Source organism: Paenisporosarcina sp. P4_E4_2, assembly GCF_056401595.1.
This window is the reverse complement of sequence record NZ_JBFUJC010000347.1, coordinates 1-3,222: the sequence shown is the minus strand read 5'-3', so window position 1 is coordinate 3,222 and position 3,222 is coordinate 1. Positions and strand designations below refer to the sequence as shown.

The 3,222-nt window shown below is 37.3% G+C and carries 3 protein-coding genes; all 3 read right to left on the bottom strand.

Features of this window, described 5'->3' with window-relative positions:
- Positions 1-147 precede the first annotated feature (147 nt).
- A complete protein-coding gene (locus tag AC1DSB_RS16850) occupies positions 148-945 on the bottom strand; it encodes a class I SAM-dependent methyltransferase (RefSeq protein WP_477532811.1) in 798 nt (265 codons plus the stop codon).
- 711 nt (positions 946-1,656) lie between these two features.
- Positions 1,657-2,676: a thiazole biosynthesis adenylyltransferase ThiF gene (locus AC1DSB_RS16845; RefSeq protein ID WP_477532810.1), complete on the bottom strand. Its 1,020-nt coding sequence runs from the start codon at positions 2,674-2,676 to the stop codon at positions 1,657-1,659.
- The coding region (locus AC1DSB_RS16840; protein WP_477587170.1) for a thiazole synthase at positions 2,673-3,222 on the bottom strand (550 nt) is incomplete at its 5' end. The genes AC1DSB_RS16840 and AC1DSB_RS16845, both read right to left, overlap by 4 nt.

Sequence of the window (3,222 nt, the reverse complement as noted above, 5' to 3'; positions counted from 1 at the left end):
TCATATAATAAATATTTCATTTTTACAGCCCCTTTCTTTTCAGTGTTTCTTCAACTAAACTGCTGCGTTAGTTCAATAAGAAAAAGGGCTGAATAATCAGCCCTATGATCTTTAACTAAAGCACCCGTTAGTTGAACAAGAAATGCTTTACTTATTAGCAATAATAGTAAATAGGCCTGGAATTTTCTTCTCTATACCTTCTGGTGAATTGAAAGGAAATGCCCACCTTATTCCTGATTCTTCTTCTAAGATTTCAATATTTAATTCTGCTTTAGCGATAGAAGTTACTATTTCACCTAATGTCCATCTTCGAATTTTATTTTTAATTAATTTAGCTCTTTCTTTTTCCGATAATAAAATGCTGTAAGCAACATCTACATCCACCAATTCTGTTTCAAAATAATCGCCATCTGCAATCATTTTATTCCCTTCTAAATTAACCAACTTTGATGCAAAGGGATGATAATCCCTTAATATAAATTTCCCACCTGATTTGAGTGAATTATGAACAAGCTTAAATAGGGGCATTAGGTCAACGAAATAGTGTAATACACCGAGTTCTAATACTACAAAATCAAAATCTGCTAACTTGTCTTCTTCAGGTATTTCTAATAAATCTGAAACTATATATTTTATGTTCACTTCTGCCTCATTGGCTAACTCCACTGCATATCGTCTATTTTCTTTTGAGATATCTACAACAGTTACGTCAGCTCCTAATAAGGCAAAGGATACAGCTTTATTCCCTTTTGAACCTAAAAGATTAGCTATCTTTTTGTCTCTTACATCGCCCATATACTTTATGTAGTATGAAACAGCTTGGGTRGGGCTTCTYTTTAGTTTTTGTGCATATTCATTAGGTAAACCATGTCGATTAACCCATGCTTGATACACAGATTGATTCCATCCAACTTGGTTTATCTTACTAATACCTTCTTGATTCATTCAAACTTCACCTCCAAAAGTAGTAAGAAAATATTTATTCTATGAGTGATAGAGAATAACCTCCCTGTTGAACTAACCTGCCCCGGTTAGTTCAATAAGAAAAAAGGCTTCACTCCTTATTGAAGTAAAGCACCCGATACTTTAATATCACTTTCCAAGATTTTTAGGATTCTCAACATATAAGCCTAACACATACCCACAATTCGAGCAGTAAAATGAGGATATTGGTGATGATTGACTTCTTGGATTGTTGTAGGAAAACATATGAACTACTGCATTCCCTGACCGAATAATACCCTTTTCAATTTGACTGTTATTACATTTAGGACACTCTTTTTCTTCCATCTTTAAATCTCTCCATTCCGAAAAAATTAGTAACCTTTTTGTTCTTCTATATTATTTACGAATTACCAATAATTTAGTTTCCTTTCCTTTTCAACTATCCTGCCCCGTTAGTTTAAGTGTAACATTTCACAATGGATGGCCGAATTCTACTTGATGTATTGGACGTAAAAATAGACCATCGAAATGATGGTCTTGTTTAACTAAAGCACCCGTTAGTAAAATTTGGGTACAATAATAAGTATGGAAAGGTGATGATATTATGGAAATTAATATTGCGCCTAAATTTATTGATGATGCTGCAAGTCTAGTAGCACAGGCAGTTGGAAGCACTCTATTAACACCCTTAAGATCATTCAGTAATAAAACTCAACCTAAATAGCGATGATATAAAGTTCTAGCTTCGGCAATGTCTTTTGTTCCGTGGATTAATACCCGGCCATCCTTAAAAATAACAAGGCGGTGATTACCGATTGAAAAAGAAAGTAAATATGGATTTTGTGAGACCTTTCTTCCTTGTCCCGAAAGGACGTTAGCCAAACTCTCTAAATTTCTATCCATTGGTTCAGGTGGTCGGATTTGAACCGTATCCCTTCCACATAATGCGACGGTTTTTGTTTGATTTGAAAAAGCTAAATACGGATACGTACGGTGTGTACCGCAAGATAAGCAACTTTCTTTCTTCATCTTATCGACGCTAATTGCAGCATGATGATTTTTCCATAAATCAAATGAAACGAGCTTTTTTCTTAAAGCTTGATAATCTTCTACTAAAATTTTTAATGCCTCTGTTGTTTGAAAGGAGACGACCATTTGAACAGCTGGGCTAATTATTCCGACAGTGTCACAAGTAACCCCCTCCATTGGCACAGTTTGTAACAAACAATGTAAACAAGGGGTTTCTCCTGGTAGGATCGTATATGTAATCCCATAGCTTCCAACACATGCCCCATAAATCCAGGGAATCTGATACTTTTGGGAAATATCATTAATTATCATCCGAATATCAAAATTATCAGTTGCGTCCATGATTAAATCCACATCTTTAACAAGCATTACTAGTTCCTCTACAGAGACATCCATTACATGTGAAACAATATCTACCTCTGAATTTATGTGCGCTAAACGTTCTCTCGCTGCAATTGCTTTTGGAATGCGTTGCTTCGCATCATTTTCGGTATACAATTGCTGACGTTGGAGATTACTCCACTCCACATAGTCACGATCAACAATCGTCAGCTTGCCAACACCTGCACGCACAAGCACTTCTGCACTTCCCGTTCCAAGTGCACCCGCACCGATTACTAACACATGTTTTTCCCCTATTTTTGATTGTCCTTCTACTCCAATTGGAACGAAGAGTTCTTGTCGTGAATACCGTTCACTCAACTCATACTCATTCCTTCCGTAGGGCTACTCGCAGTTGCATATCGCTTTTTCGGAATCCGTCCTGCTTCAAATCCTAGACGACCCGCTTCAATCGCAAGTTTCATTGCCTTCGCCATTTTCACTGGGTCATTTGCTCCTGAAACTGCAGTATTTAGTAACACTCCATCCGCACCTAATTCCATGGCAATGGCTGCGTCAGATGGAGTCCCTATTCCAGCATCGATAATAACTGGTACACTTGCTTGCTCAATAATAAAGCTGAGGTTTAACGGATTAAYAATCCCTTGGCCGGAACCAATTGGTGATGYACCTGGCATAATGGCATGACACCCCAATTCTTCTAGTCGTTTAGCTAGGAGAACATCGTCAGACGTATACGGTAGGACCGTAAATCCCTCTTTTAACAGTTCCTCTGATGCCTTTAATGTTTCTATTGGGTCCGGTAACAATGTTTTTTGGCAACCAATTACTTCAACCTTTATCATGTCGCAAAGACCTGAAGCTTTAGCTAATTTAGCAATACGAACCGCTTCTGCTGCTGTACTT